This is a genomic window from Rahnella selenatireducens, from assembly GCF_046449555.1.
Lineage (GTDB): Bacteria > Pseudomonadota > Gammaproteobacteria > Enterobacterales > Enterobacteriaceae > Rahnella > Rahnella selenatireducens.
On the sequence record NZ_JBKEZJ010000008.1, the window covers coordinates 17,169 to 33,931 of the forward strand.

Consider the following 16,763-nt stretch of genomic DNA (forward strand, 5'->3'; position numbering starts at 1 on the left):
GAGCCTGGGGGGTCTTGGGGGATGGCGGCGATATGCCGCCCCCCAAGTCGGTGTGGGCCGACGCCCACGACCTTGAACTTGAACTTGAACTTGAAATTGAACTTAAACTTGAAAGCCAGTTTGGGCGGCGAGCCCAATAAACAGAGTTTACGACTCCTCTGTTTGGGCGTTCCTCCCACTCCCGGGTCTCTCAATGACCATTGTCTGCGTCTGACTCAGACTGATCCCCGCATCGCGTAACATCTTCAGGATCTCATACAACAAGTCACTCCGCGTCCCGCTCACAATGCGCGGGCTGTTCACGTAGCCGGTCACGCTCAGGATGATGCCGGTCGGGCCCAGTTCTTTAAAGCTGACGGAGGCCGCAGGCGTATCGAGGATTTGTTCGTGCGCGTTGTAGGCGTCGAGCAGCAAACTGCGTACCTGTTCCGGGTCAATGTCGAGCGGGAATGTTAGTGCGATGGTCGCCACGCCCTGCGCGTTACCCATGGTAGCGTTACGCACGTTCTGAGAAATCAGCTGGGAGTTCGGCACAATCACGGTGGATTTATCGCTGAGCTGGATTTCAGTCGCACGGACGTTGATCCGGCGGATATCCCCTTCAACGCCGCTGATGCTGATTAAGTCACCCACTTTCACCGGACGTTCGGTCAGCAGGATCAGGCCGGAGATAAAGTTCTTCACAATCTCCTGCAAGCCAAAACCGATACCGACCGACAAGGCACTCACTATCCACGCCAGTTTGTTCCATTCGATGCCCAGTGATGACAGCGTCAGCAGGATGATCAGCACATAACCGACGTTGGTAAACAGCGTCACCAGAGAAGCGCGCATCCCGCGATCCATCATGGTTTTTGGCAGGAAATCATTATCCAGCCAGCGACGGGCAGAACGCAGAATGTACCAGCCGACTACCAGGCACAGCACCGCATTGACCGCGTGCGCCGGTATAATGTTTACCCCTTCAAGACCTTTACCGCCCCAGATATCGACAATTTTCGCCAGCAATTCCAGCGGCGTCGTGGAGTTAAACGTCCCATTGAGCAGCGCAACCGCGGCAAACAGCAGCAACGCAGTTTTACCGATGGCCGAGAACAGTGTGGCCGCCAGCGACAAATGACGGTCATTGACGCTCAGGGTGCTTTTGATGATTTTGCCGCTGTGCGTTACCGGCGCGAACAGGCTTTCGAAGAAATCCACTACGAAGTGGATCAGCAGATACAGGCAGCTCAGTACCAGCCCGATCCACAGCAGTTCGAAGGTGACGAAACGCGCCAACGGGATATAACCAATCACCAGCGCCAGCATGATCACGACAGCGGTAATACTGATGACCAGATGGATCAGCCCGGCCAGCGTCGAGCGGGCCTCGGTCTGCTCACCATCGGCTTTCATTTTGCGGCGCATTCTGTTGACGCGAACCGGCGCAATCAGACAGTTCAGCGCAACCAGTAAAGCCGCCAGACCGTTACCGAATAACGTTGCGGAGACGCTGGCACCGACCAGGTTATTCAGTTGCTCGATAATGCCGAACAGGAAAATAAAGGTCGCCAGCAGTACCGGGAACGAGGCCAGCGTTTTGGCCAGCGGATCGGCAATGCCCGGCAAACGCCATGACGGATGGTTATTCGACAGCAGCGCAATACCCAGCCCGGCAATCAGGGCGGAGAAATACGTCAGTTCCCCGAGTTGTTGAGCAAATTCATTCACCCACGCGGACGTATCCGGCAGACGTGTAAAGATGTAGCCGAGCATCTGGACGCTGAAACCCAGCGTCAGCGTGGTGCTCAGCGTGGTGAAACAGGCGAGGAAACTGCGGCGGAATCGGCCCTGCGGCAACCAGCGCGGCAGGATCCAGTTCATCGGTTTATCCAGCACGCGGCGGCCAAAAATGCCCAGCACCAGTGCCAGCAGGAGATAAATGCCCGAGCCTGCGCGCCATTCCGGGCTCCACGCCTGCGTCCAGGCATCGCTCACCTGCGAACCAAAATCGCTGAAGCGTGCAGAATCATCATCGTTAGGATTAAACAACGGCGCCCAGAAATTCCTGCCCAGAATGCTGCCGGTGTTCAGGGCAATCTGGGTTTTCAGCGCATCACGGCGCAGCCCGGAAATCTGTGAAGACAGGTTCCGCGCACCCACGCCGATGGCTTTGGTCTGATCAATCTGCGTGGTGAGAAGGGTTTTGCTGTTGTTAAGTTTATTACGCTGACTGATCACCTGAGGCGTTTCGGTCAGCGTACCCGGCGCAGGCGCGGGGCCAAGAACGTCGAGCTGCGCCTGAACCTGCGTCAGATCGGGTGCCAACGCCGCCGCCAGTTTATCGGCATCTTCAGCCAGTGCCTGCGCGGCATCGGTCAGGCCGGTGAATTTTTTATCGGTTTTCGCCGAAGAGACTTGCTGTTTCAGCTGGTCCAGACGTTTTTGCAACGCGGGCAGCGCGGTGCTGGCGTTAACTTTGACCGGCTGTTCGGTGGCAGATTGACCGGTGCTGTCATCGGCCTGACTCAGCGCAGGCGTTAACAGCAGACATGACAACAATGCCAGCAACAAAAACGGCACTCTAAACATTTTTTGCATAGAAGGATGGTTCCGGGAGCTCGTTATTTTTTACGAAACAAAAGTGTTTTAGATGAACGGCGTAAGAATACCCTTTCCTGTTAAGAAGAATAGTAGGGATTGTCTGTTTATGTTGCCGTCAGGCTCCACCGGGCTGCACCTTCAGGCGCGCAGCCCGGCGGGAAGTTCAGGGTTTCGCGCCCAGCATCTGGCGCAAGATTGCCGCCGAGTCTGCCGGTTGTAGCGCAAGAATACCGGAATACAGGCTGATGGAAATCTCGCAGACTTTCTCACGATCGACGTCCGGCTTGGTCAGGTCGCTGAACATCTGCAACTGCTCGCCGTACATGTTGCCCAGCGCCTCACGCACCGGTGCCATCATGGCGATCACGCGTTCGGTGCTGACCGCCGCAGGTTGTTCAGCCTGCCCGCTGCCGGTCGCCAGAAGGAGGTCATTCATGGTGTTGAGATCTTTTTGGAACAACTCCGGCGGCAGAACCTGCGCGGTATTAATCCCGCCACTGACCTGCGGATAGAGGAACTTAAAGCAGCTGCCGTCCTTGCGCGCCTGCAAGGTTTGCATCTCTTCCAGATTCACCTGCATCGCCTCGTTCACGTTGGCATCCGGCGCGTGGCTGATACGCTGCGTGAGCAATACGGAGACCATCGGTTTCACCGTATTAATGGCGTCCTGCTGCGATTTGCCTTCTTTACGTAATTTCAGAATATTGCTGCGGATTTGCGCATAGAGCGCCGGTTCCTGCGCTTTTATCGTCGTGTAAAGCGGCAGTTCAGCCAGCGCCTGATCGACTTTTTGCTCTTCACTGTGACTGGCAAGATGCGGCTTTATCACCGTACTCCACAGCAGATTGCCACCGATAAACAACAACAGAAACAGGATCACCGCAGGCACACGGTTTAACATGCCCTTTTTGTACAGCAGCCCGATCAGTAAGCCCGTTACGACGGCACTGACGCCCCACACCACCCCTTCAGTCCAGTTCATTCCTGTTCCTTTTTATAAACGATTAAAGACCGATTTGTGCGACCGCATCACGGCTGGCGTCGGTGCGCTCCTGCCCGTGCAGTTCTTTCAGTTTGCCCTGACGCATTTCCAGCAAACGATCGGCGTGTTCAAAATAGTGATCATCGTGACTGATTGCCAGCACGGTTTTGCCCATATCGCGCAATTGCGGCAACAGCTCGCGGTAGAACGTACGGCGGAATTGCGGATCCTGATCCGCCGCCCATTCGTCAAGCAGCAGGAAGTCGCGCCCTTCAGCCGCCGCCAGCAGTAAGGCTACGCGTTTGCGCTGCCCGGCGGAAAGCTGAAGATTGGTCACTTCGTTGCCGGTGAACTGAAGTTTTTCTTTCATGTTCAGGCGTTGCAGCCAGTCTTCCACCAGCAGCGGATCCGGTTTTTTGCCCTGCGGGCCGATAAGCTGGCCGAACAGGTGAAAATCGGTAAAGACCGCCGAGAAAAGCTGGCGATACTGTTCGGCGTTTTCCGCCGTGACCGGCACACCATCCAGCAGGATTTGTCCGGAACGCGGCTGATACAGGCCGGTCAGCAGCATAGCCATCGTGGATTTTCCGCTGCCGTTACCGCCAATCAGGAAGACCAGTTCGCCGCGGGTAATGGTGAGGTTCAGCGGCCCGATACCAAAATCCGCCCCCTCTTCTTTTCCGGCATAGCTGAACGTCAGGTCGCGCAGCTCCAGCGTCTGCCAGTTTTTCGCCGCAACCGCAGGTGTGAATGCGTCATTGTGTTCGGCCAGTTTCAGCGCTTTCAGTTTGCCAAAAGCCACCTGCGCGCTGAGCAGCGTCGGCAACGCGCCCACGGCCTGCAACATCGGCGTACGCAGGAAAAGCAGCGTCAGCGAATAGGTCGCGGCGACGTCCGTATTTGACCAGCCCAGTGTGTTCGCCATGAAAAACACCAGACCAATCGCACCCAGCATCATAATATTCGACCAGTTCACGGCGCTGAGATGGAAGGTATCGGCGCGGATAATATGATGGCGGTATTCTTCGGCGTCCTTGCGGTACACGTCGTCAAACAGATGGCGCGCCCGTTCGCGGTTCAGCGCCAGCTCTTTGCGCCCTTCAATCACTTTCTGGTAATCCGTTTGCAACTTGTCTTCGGCATCACGCACTTTCGCCAGATGGCGGTAAACGTGTGAAACCAGTTTGAACCCACCAAAAATGGTGATCAGCAACCAGACAACGGTGACCAGCAGCATTTCCGGTGAAAGCCACGCCAGATAGCCCGCACACCCGATAGTCAGAATAATGCCCTGCACCAGCTCCGGTAAACGCACGAAGGCCAGCGTGATATTGCGGATGTCGCTGCCGAGGCTGGCGAGCAGTTGCGCGTTACCGATTTGCTCAATGCGCTCGATGTCCGTATCCAGAATACGTTTGATGAACTGCCCGCGCAGGCGGTAGATAAAGTGGTGGCCTAGCACGGTGAGCGCCAGCTGAGAGCCGAGCGTGACAGCCATCAGCAGCAGCAATAATCCAAGAAACTGTGGCAAAACCATCAGGGAACCCTGCGTGGTTTCAATCAGTTTAAGATTGATGAACGCGATCAGGCCGATGCCCAGTACGGCACTGAGCAGGCTCAGCGCCATGACGCCTAAAAACGGCCAGCGATATTGTTTAAATACAACGCGTAACAACTCCATGAATTGGTCTCATTCTGAATGCAGGGGAATAATGCTGCACGCAGTGTAATGACACACCTTGTCATATCAAGAACAATTCTCATTCCAGGCGAGTTTCCGGCTTCATTCCGAAAAAAAGCCGCAGACAAGAAAAAAGCTGACAGGCCGCCTGACGCTTTCTAAACTGATGTAATGGATAAAGAACAAGAACTTCGCAAAAGTAAACGTAACGCGCTCGGGCTGCTGCTGATTGCCGCAGCCCTGTTTGTCATCACCCTTTTTCTGCCGCCCAACTTTTGGGTTTCCGGCCTGAAAGCCATATCCGAAGCTGCGATGGTCGGCGCAATGGCGGACTGGTTCGCCGTGGTGGCGCTGTTTCGCCGCGTGCCGGTGCCGTTTGTGGCGTCCCACACGGCCATTATTCCCAGGAACAAAGACAAAATTGCCGACAATCTGGCTGTGTTTGTGCAGGAAAAATTCCTCGCGCCCGTCACGCTCATCAATCTTATCCGCCAGCACGATCCGGCGCGGATGCTCACTGACTGGCTGAACGCACCGGATAACGCGCAGCGTTTCGCGAAATACGCGGTGAAGATGATCCGTGGCTTTCTGGATGTCACGGACGATCAACGCATCGCGCAACTTATCCGCCGCGCGCTTTACCGCGTCATTGATAAAATTGACCTGTCCGCGTCGGTGGCCACACTGCTGGAAAGCCTGACCAAAGGCGGTCGTCATCAACAACTGCTGGATCAGGCGATGGATCAGCTGGAAATTCTGCTGGCCAAAGACAGCACGCGGCAGTTCATCTCGGCGCAAATTGTCGGCTGGATGAAACGCGAACACCCGCTGACCGCCAAACTTTTACCGACCGGCTGGCTGGGGCGCAATGGTGCCGATCTGGTGTCGAACGCCGTGAATTCGGTGCTCGATGATATGGGCAACGACAAAACCCATGCTTTCCGCAAAGGCTTCGACCGTTCGGTGCAGAACTTTATCTGGAAGCTGCAAAACGATCCCGAAACCGCGCAAAAAGCGGAAGAGATTAAGCAGTATCTGAAAGATGACGAGAAGCTGAATGTCTACGTGTTACAGCTGTGGGGCGACATGCGCAACTGGCTGAAAGAAGATCTGGAAAGTGAAGATTCGCGGGTGTTTGCCAAAGTCACGGAATCCGGCCAGTGGCTGGGAAATGCGCTGGCGCAGGACGAGAATCTGCGCAGTTCGCTGAATCTTCAAATGGAAACCATCGCCGGAAAAATGGCACCGGACTTCGCGCAATTCCTGACGCGTCACATCAGCGATACAGTAAAAGGCTGGGATCCGCGGGATATGTCACGGCAAATCGAGCTGAATATCGGGAAGGATTTACAGTTTATCCGCATCAACGGCACGCTGGTCGGTGCGTTTATCGGACTGGTGTTGTATCTGCTGTCGCAACTGCCGGTAGCGATCCCGTGGGTGATGGCGCGGGTTTAGCGGACCAGACAACTCGGGTAACGGCCTGAGGAGTGAAACCGTACAATAAAATAGCGAAGGTATGCCTCGATAAAGTGCGAATGCTTAAAACCCCCTCCCAACCTCCCCCTTCGCAGGGGGAGGAGCAAAGGCCAGATCAAATTATGTTGTGGTTTACTCCCTCCCCTGCGAAGAAGAGGAGTGAAAACAAAACCCTAAACAACTCGGACGGCTCCCTCCCCTGCGAAGGGGAGGGTTGTGGTGGGGTATTAAATAAAAATCAAGAAGTTGAAGCTCACTTAGCCAAGTGTTAGCGATTAAATCCCCGCCATCTTCACAGGTAACCTTACTTCACGGTTTGACTGAACGCGTCCACAGCCAGAATCGCGTTCGCGACATCTTCGGCGGACAGGTTGTGGTTCAGGTTGCCGAGCGTATCGCCCTCACCGCCTGCCAGCGCACCGATTTTGACCAGACTGGCGAAAGATTCGTTTTCAAGATGCATCTCTTTAAGCGTGGTCGGCATTTTGATGGATCGGTAGAAACGCACATAACGCGCGATTTCTTCGTCCGGACGCTGCTCAAGCACCATCTGCGTCAACGTGCCGTACGCCACCTTTTCACCGTGCGTCAGGTGGTGAATGTCACCGGAAATCGCCGTGAAGCCGTTATGGATGGCATGCGCTCCCGCCAGACCGGCATTTTCAAAACCGAGACCGGAAAGCAGCGTGTTGGCTTCGACGACAGCTTCCACCGCCGGTGTCACCAGTTTCTGCTCAACCGCCGTGTACGCGCTGTAGCCGTACGTCAGCAGCGTTTTCTCACAGGCCTCGGCAATCGCCATACCGGCAATTGTCGGGTCGCCGCCGACCATGGATTGCGAATGAGAACGCAGCACCGCCTGCGCTTCCACAAAGGTCGCCAGACCGTCGGCAATGCCGGATGCAAACAGACGAACCGGTGCCTGCGCGCAAACGTGGGTATCGACCAGCACCAGATCCGGGTTTTTGTGGTAGAAACGGTAGGATTCAAAAACACCGTTGTCAGAATAAATCACCGACAGTGCGCTGCACGGCGCATCCGTGGACGCCACGGTCGGCACAATCACTACATTCTGTTTCAGTTCATCGGCAATGGCTTTGACGGTATCAAGCGTTTTACCGCCGCCCAGACCGACCACGACGTGTGTTCCGGCCTCACGGGCAATTGCGGCCAGACGGGTAATTTCGCTGGCAGAGGCTTCACCGTAAAAACGTTCGAAATGGAATTCAACCTGGGCTTTTTTCAGCGACGCTTTCACGCGATCGCCGATAATTCCCCAAACGACATCATCAGCTATCAGAAATGATTTCCCGCCTAACGCAGGCAGGTAATCACCCAACTCATCCAGAACACCGCTGCCCTGAACGTATTTTCCTGGCGAAGAGAAGATAAATTTACTCATGATAAAAACCTCTTTTCGTTGATAATGATCCGTGGATAACTTCCCTGAGGGTACCCCAGCAGGTTGTAAAGCCCAACCCTTTTAATTCACATTAACAGCATGACTCGCAAAGAAATTTTATCTTTCATGAAGTTGAATTTTTCGCCACACCAGATAGCCACCTGATGAATTAATCACCAAAAATGACTATTCAGATTTGCAATCAAAAACCCCTTCTAAGTTAGGTTTTAACTATTGAATGCATAAACAACACCAACTTTCACTTATCAATCTTTTCCGTAGAATGCATTGCATTGGCAGCACGTCGTAAGCAGTGGTTATAAGCCAGCTCGCTGTTCGCCATCCCGTTAATATTTTTCGATTAATAAGGAACTGACAGCATGTATAACTTCCAACGTTACAACGCCAAAGAACTGGCCCTGGCCTACATGAGCGGCAAATCACACGATTTCTCGCCACAAGAATTCTTACAACAGTTGAAAGAGATCGAGAGATCCTTCGACGCAGCGCTGAGAAATCCTCAGCAACAACCGCAGAACGGAATGCTGGTGAAGGCGTTTTGATTGCCATCTTGGCCTTCAGCAGTTGAGTACCGTGCGTTACCCTTGCTTTACCCTTTGAAGTATTTTTGCAAGAACCTGTGTCTGGTTCACCTGCAAATGACAGATAAACAGAAAAGTAAGAAAGCAAAAGCCCCGACGAATCGGGGCTTTTTGTTTTTCTGATCTTTCGATCCTCGAATCATTCAGATGGCAGTCAGGCAGGCCTGCGACCTGAATGATGAAGAGGATTATTTGGTCATCTGACGGTCATCGATGTATTTGCGTTTATCTGGCGCTGGCGGGAAATACTGATACAGCCAGGTTTCCGACAACGCTTTCTGGCCGGAGCGCAGGAACATACGCAGTTCGACCGGCGCGACGGAATCGCTGTCCGGGTACCAGTCGAACAGGATCCGGTAACCGTCGAACGGTTGCACATACAGAATTTCGATGTTCTTAATTTTACCCGCAGAGACGTTAATCACCGGCTCGATGCCTTTATCGGCAAAGGCTTTCAGCTCGCCGCCGGTGAAATCAATGGCGAAACGACGCGCCCAGACTTGCGGATAATTCTCGCCCGGTGCCCAGCCTTCCGGGAAACCGCCCATACCGGTGCGGGTCGCCAGTACGTTAGCCATCGGGCTGCGGTGCGGTGGCTCGCCACTCCAGTAAAGTTTGTAGCTGAAATTGAATTCAGAACCGGCCTTCACCGGGGTTTCCGGCTGCCAGAAGCACACGACGTTATCGAGCGTCTCGCCAGTGGTAGGGATTTCCATCAGATTGACGGCCCCTTTCCCCCAGTCTCCGACCGGTTCCACCCACAGGCTCGGGCGTTTGTTATACCAGCCAATCACGTCCTGATAATTATTGAACTCGTGATCGAGCTGCAACAGGCCAAACCCTTTCGGATTGTTATCGCTGTAGGCGTTAAATTGCAGACGCTGCGGGTTGTTCAGCGGACGGCAAATCCATTCACCGGTGCCGGTCCACATTTGCAGGCGGTCAGAGTCGTGGATCTGCGGATGAATCGTGTCGCAGCGGCCGCGTTCGTTGGTGCCGCAGCTGAACATACTGGTCATCGGAGAAATGCCCAGCTGTTTGATGTCTTCGCGGGCGTGAAGATGATTTTCAATCTCCATCACAACGCGGGTCGGTTCGCAGTGGATCAGGAATTTATAGGCACCGGTAATGCTCGGGCCATCAAGCAACGCGTAAACCGTAAAGGTGGTATCGCCCGGTTTTGGTGTATCAAACCAGAAAGCGGTGAAATCCGGAAACTCTTCAGGCTGGTCGGTGAAGGTATCCACCGCCACGCCACGCGCGGAAAGGCCGTACTGATACGTGTCGTCCACCGCACGGAAATAGCTGGCACCGAGGAATGACACCACGTCGCGGCGCGTCAGTTCCGGGGCTTTATTGACTTTGAAACCGGCGAAACCGAGATTCGAGAAGCCTTCCAGCTGTTTGGTATCAACACCGGCATCATGATAATTGAACAACTCCGGGCGGAAATGAATTTCGCGCGCGAGATGTTTCACCGGATCGACGGAGTACATGCGCACGCGGCGGCGGAAACCCATGCCGACGTGGAATAATTCGACGTCAAGCTGGCGGTCCGGCAGGCCATTCCACAGGGAATGCGCGTGATCGTACTGAATGGCGTTGTAAGCCTGCGGCGTTAATTCTGCCAGCGTCTTAGGCAAAGGAAGGGGCGCGCCGCCGTATGGCTTATCCGCTAACTCTTTCGCCATCTTTTGCAGTGCGTTGAAATCAAATGGCAATTCGCCGCCGTCTGCCACATTCGCCTCTGCCGCCTCAGCGGAACGGGTGAACAGTGTGGACATTGCCGGCACACCACACCAGGCGGCGAATGCCATTGATGCTTTAATAAATGCTCTTCGTTCCATGCCAGAATCGTTTCCTGTACTGGGCAAAAATCTGGAAGCACCGCCTCACGACGAGGCCCCCGCGTATTCAAAAAATTTCGACCCTAAGGCTAACGTAAAATTCACAAGCCGAGTACAAGAAATTGAATGCATTCAGCTAATATTTTACTTGAAAAAGTAAGCACATCTGACAGCAACATTCCCCGCCAGACAAGGGCTGCGCGTGATTTGGGCAACCGGTGTTCAAAGGGCGAGCACTGCCCCGTTTTAGGGCAGAAATTGTGCCTGATTTTAGGAGCATTCTGTTACAGAAAGGTTATTTACCGGACAATCCCTTTCTTACCAAAGTGACAACGTCACTCAACGAGCAGGATAAGCGAGGTGAAAATATGTCAATTTGCCGCAGCCGGGTAATCGGGTAAGTTAAAGAATGGTATTAATCATCTGAACCTTAATGGAATTCTATGCACCCACTGCTTCAGCACGATCTGGACACCCTGCCTGAAATCCTGCGGCAGGCCTGCGACACGGCGGTTTCTTTCCTCGAAACACTTCCGGAGCGTTCCACCTGCCCGCCCGCCAGCGCGCAAAATCTTCAAGACGGAGACGACCGGTTGCCAGAAAGCGGCATCGGCGCGCAGGCCGCGCTTGCGCATTTCTGGAACCGGTACGCCAGCGGAATGTCCGCCAGCGCCGGTCCGCGCTATTTCGGTTTCGTGACCGGCGGCGGCACCCCCGCGTCCCTGGCCGCCGACTGGCTAGTCAGCACCGTGGATCAGAACACTCAGCTGAATTTTGATTCGGTTTCCGCCGCCATCGAGCTGGCCACTATTGATCAGCTCAAACAGTTATTCGGCCTGCCAGATGCGCTGTGCGGCACGTTTGTCAGCGGCGCGACCATGGCGAATTTTGTCAGTATGGCCATTGCCCGCCAGTGGCTGGGGCAGCAGTGCGGCGTGGATATCGCGCAGCAAGGGCTGGCGGCGCTGGGCCCTATCCGCGTGCTTTCCGCCGCCGCGCATTCGAGCAGCGTAAAAGCACTGAGCATGCTAGGCATCGGGCGCGACGCGCTGGTGACGGTGGCAACGCTACCCGGCAGCGAAGCGATTGATCCGGCGGCGCTGGAAGACATTCTGGCCGCCGACCCTGATCGCCCGACAATGGTGCTCGCCAGCGCCGGAACGGTGAATACGGTCGCGTTTGATGATTTGCCCGCCCTGCTCCGGCTGCGCGAGAAATATGGTTTCTGGCTGCACGTTGACGCCGCGTTTGGCGGAGTGGCGGCGGCCTCGGCGCGTTATGCCCCGCTTCTGGCCGGTTGGGAAGACGCGGATTCAATTACGGTCGATGCCCATAAATGGCTGAACGTGCCGTATGACAGCGCGATTCAGTTTACTCAGGAACGTCATCTGGCCTTGCAGGTTCAGGTTTTTCAGAACCATTCGGCCTACCTCGTTCTGCCCAGCGTGCGTCCGGACAATTACCTGCATCTGACGCCGGAAAACTCACGGCGTTTTCGTGCGTTGCCGGTGTGGATGGCGCTGAAAGCCTACGGCCGCGACGGGCTGGCGGAAGTGGTGGAGCGCAACGTCGGGCTGGCGCATTTGCTGGGCGAGAAACTTGCCGCGACGCCGGGCTTTACGCTGCTCGCACCGGTTAATCTCAACGTGGTGTGTTTTGCGCTGGAAGGTGCCGACGGCACGCCGGAAGCGCTGGCGAAGCGCAACCGATTCCAGCAACGGCTGGATAACGCGGGTGTGGTGCGCTGTACGTCAACCTCGCTGAACGGCAAGCCGGGCATACGCGCCGCGCTGGTAAACTGGATGACTGAAGAAGCGGATGTTGAGCTGGCCGTGAATTCCATGAAAGCCTGCTACGCGGAGATCTGATCCGCAGTACTTTTCAGGTTATCCCGGTCAGGTCAGTAACGAAAACGCCGCCTTGCGATATTGCAGCGGCGTTTTTCCTATCATCTTTTTAAACCGCGTAATGAAATACGGCGCGTCGGAAAACCCGCATTGCAGGCCAATGGCCTCGATGGAACGGTCAGTTGAACGCAGCAGTTCGCAGGCGCGTTTCACCCGCCGCGTCGCCAGATAATCCTGAATGGATCCCCCGGTTTCCTCGCCAAACACACGCGAAATATAACTTTCCGATAAACCAATCGCCGCAGACAGTTCCGCCAGCGAGAATTTCTGCACGTAGTTTTCCTCAATCCACTGCATCACTTTTGACGCCGTGGTGCGGCTGACCGTTTTCGGTAACGCATCTTCCGCAGGCATAAACGCCATCAGCTGCAAAACCAGCATGGCGATCTCTTCCCACTGATGCTGTCGGCTTTCCGGCAGACAATGGAACTGCTCGAGGATCACTTCAATATGGCTGGCGTGTTCGGTGAGATCGTAAATGTGCGCGGCGCGGTCGGCGTCCCACAAACTGGCAAACCGTGCCCGCCGTTGCGGAAAAGATTGCAGGCAGCCGTCAAGCAGAACGTGGTCGAGATGCATGGTGGTGCGCAGATAGGCATTTTTCGTATCCGCTTCGACAAACACTTTATGCAGTTTAAAAGGCGGGAAAACAAATAACCGCCCCGGTCGCAACGTGTATTGCTGGTTATCGACAATGACGATGCCGTAACCCTGGCTGACAAAGAGTAATTCCAGACACTGGTGCCAGTGAAAATAATTGGCGCTGCCGCGGTTCATCCGGTTAAAAGAAACCTGACGATCGGTAAGGGCAATACGTTCAAGATAATCGGATGCCGCCATTGCGGGGTTCCTTGCGTTATTTAACACCGGATTTATGCCGGGACAACAAAACACAATTTTTCGTCTGCTTTTTATAATTTAAGCCGTTTTACCGTCAATTTAATAATCACAATTTCAAAAATCACCGCATTCTGTGAAGCACGTAACAATCAGAGATCGCGAGTTCTCTATATTTCACTCGCGACACAGAGAACTGAAATAATATTTCAAATTAATAAACCCTTATTTTCTGGTATCCATCATGTCACCGGGAGTCCGTTTATGACGCTTAGAAAAATAAATACCGGCAATCCGCTGCGTACCCGCGACGATGTACAACATCTGCTAAACGATCTGCTGGCCGCCGTTTCGCCCTACACCGAAGAAGGCAAAAGTGGAATCGACCTCGGCAATACCACCACACATTACGGTAAAGAGATTGCCAAAATGGAAGCGCTGTCACGCATGCTGTGGGGGATTTTTCCGCTGCTGGCCGGTGGCGGTGAATGCCCGGATTTGCCGTTTTACATTAATGCGATCCGGTTCGGTACTGACCCGCAGCATCCACAATACTGGGGAAACATTCGCGATTTCGATCAGCGTTGCGTAGAAATGGCAGCGTTTGGCGTCGGGCTGGCCCTGCTGGATAAACGCTTGCTGAACCATTTTTCAACGCAGGAGCAGCAAAATCTGGCCGACTGGCTGAATCTGGGACGCGACGCCGTAATCCCCAATAACAACTGGAATTTCTTCCCGGTTATGGTGCAGATGGGCTTCAAACAAGCCGGAATCCCGTGGGACAAATCCGCAGTTGCCGCACGCTTTGCGCTGATGGAAACCTATTACCTCGGCGACGGCTGGTATTCCGACGGACCGGGGCGCCCGCGCGATTACTATATTTCGATGGCGTTTCATTATTACGGCCTGATTTACGCACAGAATATGGCCGACGTGGACGCCCCGCGCGCCGCCGTGCTCAGGGAACGCGCACAGCAGTTTGCGCAGGATTTCATCACGATGTTCTCCGCCAGCGGTGCCGCCGTGCCGTTTGGCCGCAGCCTGACGTACCGGTTTGCCGAAGCCGCGTTCTGGAGCGCCGCCGCCTACAGCAAGCTGGCCGTATTCACACCGGGCATCATCAAAGGGCTGATTTTGCGTCATTTGCGGCACTGGTTGAAAGAGCCGATTTTCGACCGCGACGGCGTGCTCAGTATTGGCTATCACGCACCCAATCTGGCGATGGCGGAAGACTACAACGCGCCGGGTTCGCCGTACTGGGCGTGCAAGCTGTTTCTGGTGCTGGCGCTGCCGCAGGACGACGCATTCTGGCAGGCGCAGGAAGCACCACTGCCTGAAATCCCCGCCACACACGCTATTCCTCACGCCAGCCAGATCCTGACGCGCGACACAAAGGGCCAGCATGTGGTGATGCTGACTTCCGGGCAAATCGAACTGAACAACTTCGTCAATACCGAAGCCAAATACACCAAATTCGCCTACTCAAGCCAGTTCGGTTTTACGATCGACCGTGGCCGCTACGGGCTCAATCACGCCGGTTGCGATTCCCTGCTGATGTTTTCGGAAGATGACGGGTATTTCCGTGGCCGCCGCGAATGCGCCGAAGCACGCATCACGGAATCGATGATTTATTCCCGCTGGCTGCCGTGGCACGACGTGACAGTGCAAACCTGGCTTATCCCGTGCGGCGACTGGCATCTGCGCGTTCACCATGTCGAAAACCTGCGACCTCTGACATCAGCGGAAGGCGGTTTTGCGGTGATTCAGGAACCGGAGACGGGCACGGAGATTACCGCGGACAAACGCGCCGTCACCGTCACCGCCCGCAACGGCATCAGCCGGATTGTCTGTCTCGACGACGGCATATCACGTTCCGCCGCCGCCGTCATTACCCCGCCAAACAGCAGCATTATGTTTGCCGAAACCGCCTCAATTCCGCTGCTTACCGGCGCGCTTACCGCCGGTTCACACTGGCTGATCACCGCCGTTTGTGCCTCTGCCACGCAGGATATCTGCGCGCAAGGTGTGCCGGAAGTGATACGCGAAGGACAAGAATTGCGCTGGCACTCTCCGGGCCACAGCGGGGAAATCACGCTGCGTTAAGACCTGCGATCGGTACCGTCAGAACTGTCTTCAGGAGTCATTATGAAAGCGATAAAAACCGCCAGTAAGTCGGCGTATTACAAAATGAGTGGCTTTATATTTCTCTACTTTTTCACCTGGTCTTCCAGCTTCGGGCTTTACGCCTTATGGCTCGGCCAGAAAGCCGGGCTGGACAGCGTCGCCATCGGCACGGTCTTCGCGGTCAACGGCGTATTCGCGGTGATCATGAAACCGGTCTACGGCTACATCATGGATAAGATCGGCATGAGCAAATCCCTGCTCTATTTTGTTGTGTTGGTGTCGGCTCTGATGGCGCCCTTCTTTATCTTCGTATATCAGCCGCTGCTCGAAAGCCACCTGATGGCCGGGATTATTGTCGGCGCGCTGTATCTGAGCCTCGGCTGGTATGCCGGTGTGGCAGCATCGGAATCCTACGCCGACCGCTTCAGCCGACTGTATCACATGGAGTTCGGCCAGGTGCGGATGTGGGGATCACTCGGCTGGGCGCTCGCCGCCTCATTTTCCGGCGTGCTGTTTAACCTGTCTCCGGCCTGGAATTTTGGCCTGAGCAGCGCGACGTCGCTGGTGATGCTGGTGGTGCTGTTATCGCTGAAAATTGGTGATGAAGAACTTAAAGACAACGATGTGATTTCCCAGCAAAAAATCATGTTCAGTGATGTGATTTTATTGCTGAAAAATCGTAAGTTCTGGATGTTTTCGCTGTATGTCGCTGGGGTTGCGTGGATGATGTTTGTTGCCGAACAACAGTTCTCGCGCTACTTCGTCACCTTCTTCGATACCAAAGAGCAAGGCAACGCGTGGTACGGCTATCTGAGCACCGTGCAATCCGGGCTTGAGTTTCTGATGATGATGGTGATCCCGTTCCTGGTGAACTATTTCGGTGCCAAAAAGAGCCTGCTGCTGGTTGGCGTGCTGGTCGGGCTGCGCCTGATCGCCTCCGGACTGACCAGCGATCCGCTGCTGATTTCCATTATCAAACCCTTTTACGGGCTGGAAATCGCGCTGCTGCTGGTGTCGGTTTTCAAATACATCGCCGAGCATTTCAGCAAGCGCGTGAACGCCACCATGTACCTGCTCGGCTATCAGGCGATGATTTACGTCGGTTCCATCGTCGTCGCCCCGCCTGCCGGCTATTTCTATGACCGCATCGGATTCGAACACACCTATCTGTTTATGGGCGGCATCGCACTGTGCTTTACGCTGATCTCCGCCTTTACGTTATCCGCCTGCCAGAGCCTGCGTAACGGCTCAACGGCCCCTGTTGAAACACTTGAAAACAGTCCTGAACTGGCACCGTTAAAACGCTGAACACGTTAAAA

General features: G+C 54.8%; 11 protein-coding genes. 5 read left to right on the forward strand and 6 right to left on the reverse strand.

Annotated features, from left to right (window positions below):
- Nucleotides 1-147 precede the first annotated feature (147 nt).
- The 3 genes from ACLBVC_RS14320 to ACLBVC_RS14330 form a co-directional block, all read right to left on the reverse strand.
- Entirely contained in the window at nt 148-2,580 is a 2,433-nt protein-coding gene (locus tag ACLBVC_RS14320) for a DUF3772 domain-containing protein (RefSeq protein ID WP_410150183.1), read from the reverse strand.
- Nucleotides 2,581-2,746: 166 nt separating this feature from the next.
- The gene (locus ACLBVC_RS14325) at nt 2,747-3,565 is read right to left on the reverse strand and encodes a hypothetical protein (RefSeq protein ID WP_410150184.1); all 819 of its coding nucleotides are present in this window, start codon (nt 3,563-3,565) and stop codon (nt 2,747-2,749) included.
- 22 nt (nt 3,566-3,587) lie between these two features.
- Complete coding sequence (locus ACLBVC_RS14330) at nt 3,588-5,246, reverse strand: multidrug ABC transporter permease/ATP-binding protein (RefSeq protein WP_410150185.1); 1,659 nt, start codon at nt 5,244-5,246, stop codon at nt 3,588-3,590.
- A 171-nt stretch (nt 5,247-5,417) separates the two neighbouring features.
- Here ACLBVC_RS14330 and ACLBVC_RS14335 point away from each other — a divergent pair, with 171 nt between their 5' ends.
- Complete coding sequence (locus ACLBVC_RS14335; RefSeq protein ID WP_410150186.1) at nt 5,418-6,704, forward strand: DUF445 domain-containing protein; 1,287 nt, start codon at nt 5,418-5,420, stop codon at nt 6,702-6,704.
- Nucleotides 6,705-7,029: 325 nt separating this feature from the next.
- Here the strand turns inward: ACLBVC_RS14335 and ACLBVC_RS14340 are convergent, their stop codons facing one another.
- Nucleotides 7,030-8,127: a glycerol dehydrogenase gene (locus ACLBVC_RS14340; protein WP_410150187.1), complete on the reverse strand. Its 1,098-nt coding sequence runs from the start codon at nt 8,125-8,127 to the stop codon at nt 7,030-7,032.
- Nucleotides 8,128-8,507: 380 nt separating this feature from the next.
- Here ACLBVC_RS14340 and ACLBVC_RS14345 point away from each other — a divergent pair, with 380 nt between their 5' ends.
- Nucleotides 8,508-8,690, forward strand: coding sequence for a hypothetical protein (locus ACLBVC_RS14345; protein ID WP_101078550.1), 183 nt, complete (start codon nt 8,508-8,510; stop codon nt 8,688-8,690).
- 227 nt (nt 8,691-8,917) lie between these two features.
- On the opposite strand, the gene ACLBVC_RS14350 is transcribed toward ACLBVC_RS14345, so the two are convergent.
- Nucleotides 8,918-10,576 carry a glucan biosynthesis protein D gene (locus ACLBVC_RS14350; RefSeq protein WP_410150188.1) on the reverse strand — a complete coding sequence of 553 codons (1,659 nt, stop codon included), beginning with the start codon at nt 10,574-10,576 and terminating at the stop codon, nt 8,918-8,920.
- A 443-nt stretch (nt 10,577-11,019) separates the two neighbouring features.
- Between ACLBVC_RS14350 and ACLBVC_RS14355 the strand changes: the two genes are divergently transcribed.
- Entirely contained in the window at nt 11,020-12,444 is a 1,425-nt protein-coding gene (locus ACLBVC_RS14355) for a pyridoxal phosphate-dependent decarboxylase family protein (protein ID WP_410150189.1), read from the forward strand.
- A gap of 27 nt (nt 12,445-12,471) precedes the next feature.
- Here ACLBVC_RS14355 and ACLBVC_RS14360 read toward each other — a convergent pair whose 3' ends face one another.
- Nucleotides 12,472-13,323: an AraC family transcriptional regulator gene (locus tag ACLBVC_RS14360; RefSeq protein WP_410150190.1), complete on the reverse strand. Its 852-nt coding sequence runs from the start codon at nt 13,321-13,323 to the stop codon at nt 12,472-12,474.
- A 261-nt stretch (nt 13,324-13,584) separates the two neighbouring features.
- Here ACLBVC_RS14360 and ACLBVC_RS14365 point away from each other — a divergent pair, with 261 nt between their 5' ends.
- Both ACLBVC_RS14365 and ACLBVC_RS14370 read left to right on the forward strand, forming a co-directional pair.
- Nucleotides 13,585-15,423, forward strand: coding sequence for a DUF2264 domain-containing protein (locus ACLBVC_RS14365; RefSeq protein ID WP_410150191.1), 1,839 nt, complete (start codon nt 13,585-13,587; stop codon nt 15,421-15,423).
- A gap of 42 nt (nt 15,424-15,465) precedes the next feature.
- On the forward strand, nt 15,466-16,752 hold the full coding sequence (locus ACLBVC_RS14370; RefSeq protein ID WP_410150192.1) for an oligosaccharide MFS transporter: 1,287 nt from the start codon (nt 15,466-15,468) through the stop codon (nt 16,750-16,752).
- Nucleotides 16,753-16,763: the final 11 nt, after the last annotated feature.

Bases quoted from the DNA above. Each gene is read 5' to 3' on its own strand.
- ACLBVC_RS14345 (WP_101078550.1), top strand. From the start codon at position 8,508: ATGTATAACTTCCAACGTTACAACGCCAAAGAACTGGCCCTGGCCTAC.
- ACLBVC_RS14335 (WP_410150186.1), top strand. From the start codon at position 5,418: ATGGATAAAGAACAAGAACTTCGCAAAAGTAAACGTAACGCGCTCGGG.
- ACLBVC_RS14325 (WP_410150184.1), bottom strand. From the start codon at position 3,565: ATGAACTGGACTGAAGGGGTGGTGTGGGGCGTCAGTGCCGTCGTAACG.
- ACLBVC_RS14340 (WP_410150187.1), bottom strand. From the start codon at position 8,127: ATGAGTAAATTTATCTTCTCTTCGCCAGGAAAATACGTTCAGGGCAGC.
- ACLBVC_RS14370 (WP_410150192.1), top strand. From the start codon at position 15,466: ATGAAAGCGATAAAAACCGCCAGTAAGTCGGCGTATTACAAAATGAGT.
- ACLBVC_RS14365 (WP_410150191.1), top strand. From the start codon at position 13,585: ATGACGCTTAGAAAAATAAATACCGGCAATCCGCTGCGTACCCGCGAC.
- ACLBVC_RS14355 (WP_410150189.1), top strand. From the start codon at position 11,020: ATGCACCCACTGCTTCAGCACGATCTGGACACCCTGCCTGAAATCCTG.
- ACLBVC_RS14330 (WP_410150185.1), bottom strand. From the start codon at position 5,246: ATGGAGTTGTTACGCGTTGTATTTAAACAATATCGCTGGCCGTTTTTA.
- ACLBVC_RS14350 (WP_410150188.1), bottom strand. From the start codon at position 10,576: ATGGAACGAAGAGCATTTATTAAAGCATCAATGGCATTCGCCGCCTGG.
- ACLBVC_RS14320 (WP_410150183.1), bottom strand. From the start codon at position 2,580: ATGCAAAAAATGTTTAGAGTGCCGTTTTTGTTGCTGGCATTGTTGTCA.
- ACLBVC_RS14360 (WP_410150190.1), bottom strand. From the start codon at position 13,323: ATGGCGGCATCCGATTATCTTGAACGTATTGCCCTTACCGATCGTCAG.